Origin of the sequence: Streptomyces bambusae (assembly GCF_019400985.1) — a bacterium.
Taxonomy (GTDB): domain Bacteria; phylum Actinomycetota; class Actinomycetes; order Streptomycetales; family Streptomycetaceae; genus Streptomyces; species Streptomyces bambusae_A.
In genome coordinates, this window is sequence record NZ_WTFF01000634.1 from 1 (window position 1) to 1,429 (window position 1,429).

Annotated in this window: 1 protein-coding gene; it reads left to right on the forward strand. The window is 74.5% G+C overall.

Annotation, left to right across the window (positions count from 1 at the left end; genetic code table 11):
- Nucleotides 1-201 precede the first annotated feature (201 nt).
- Nucleotides 202-1,032 (forward strand): ECF transporter S component, encoded by an 831-nt coding sequence (locus GPJ59_RS36205; RefSeq protein ID WP_219672355.1) that lies wholly within the window; start codon nucleotides 202-204, stop codon nucleotides 1,030-1,032.
- The last annotated feature ends 397 nt before the right edge of the window (nucleotides 1,033-1,429 follow it).

Here is a 1,429-nt window from a genome sequence, read left to right on the forward strand (position 1 = left end):
CAGCGGGACCGGCCGGACCCCGGCGGGCCCCCGCCCGGGCCGGACCTACCGCAGCGGGCCCGGCCCGGCCCAACAGCCGGGGGCGCAGGACGGCGCCCCAGCCGACTCCTCAGATACCTCTGCCCCGGCCGGCCCCGCCGGCCCCGCCGACCCCGTCGGCCCCGCCGGCCCCGTCGGCCCCGGGACCCCGGGAGTGCCGGCATGAGCCGCCCGCTGCGGATGGGTCCCCGCGGGGCCGTGGCCCTCGTACTCGTCTCCCTCATCGGCATCGCCGCCTTCGGCTGGCCCCTGCTCGCCGACCGGCAGTCCGGGCTCGCGCACTCCCAGGACGCCCCGTGGCTGTTCGCCGCCCTGCTGCCGCTGCTCGTCGCCGTCGTCGTGGCGACCCTCGCCGACAGCGGCATGGACGCCAAGGCCGTGGCCATGCTGGGCGTGCTCGCCGCGGTCGGGGCCGCCCTGCGGCCGCTCGGCGCCGGGACGGCGGGCCTGGAGCCGATGTTCTTCCTCATGGTGCTCAGCGGCCGGGTCCTGGGCCCGGGCTTCGGCTTCGTGCTCGGCGCGGTCACGATGTTCGCGTCCGCCCTGCTCACGGGCGGGGTCGGGCCCTGGATGCCGTTCCAGATGCTGGCCCTGGGCTGGTTCGCGCTCGGGGCCGGGCTGCTGCCGGGGGCCGAGCGGCTCCGTGGCCGGGCCGAGCTCGCGCTGCTGGCGGCGTACGGCTTCGCGGGCTCCTTCGCGTACGGCACGATCATGAACCTCCAGGGCTGGGTGCTCCTGCAGGGCATGGGGCAGGGCATCTCCTTCCACCCGGGCGATCCCGTGTCCGCGAACCTCCTGCGCTTCGCCGCCTACTGCGCGGCCACCTCCCTCGGCTGGGACCTGGGGCGGGCCGCGCTGACCGTCGTACTGACGCTCACACTGGGCGGGACGCTGCTCAAGGCGCTGCGCCGGGCGACTCGGAAAGCTGCCTTCGAGGCGCCTGTCGCCTTCGATTCAGGGGGCAAAGTGGCCCAGGCCACACCTGATAAATAGGTACAAGCAGTCACGGAATGCGACATTCGGGCCCTTTGGCGGTGAGGCGGCCCACAGGACCTGCGTCACATACGGGGCGGGTTAGTAGCCCCTGAGGGCCGGTTCCAGGAACGGCTCGAGGTTCGGTTCCAGGGCCTCCTCACGCCCGCCACCGGGTCGGCTCCGGACGGCTCCGGACGCCCCCGCCCGCTAGCCCCGTTAGTAGAAGGGGGGCATTGCCAGGCCCGCCGGGGCCTGGCTAACTGGTGTTGTCGCCGAGGCGGCCGGGGCCCCCGCCCCCCGCCGGACGAACCCCTCTCCTCCGCGTGAGTGGCTCACGCATGCTCCGGCATGCCGCGACGGTCCTTGTCCCCTTCGGAAGGTTCTCCGTGTCCAACGCTGTCATCCGCCGCATCGC

What these genes read in the sequence shown, in the direction of transcription:
- GPJ59_RS36205 (WP_219672355.1), top strand. Translation starts at nt 202, where the DNA reads ATGAGCCGCCCGCTGCGGATGGGTCCCCGCGGGGCCGTGGCCCTCGTA.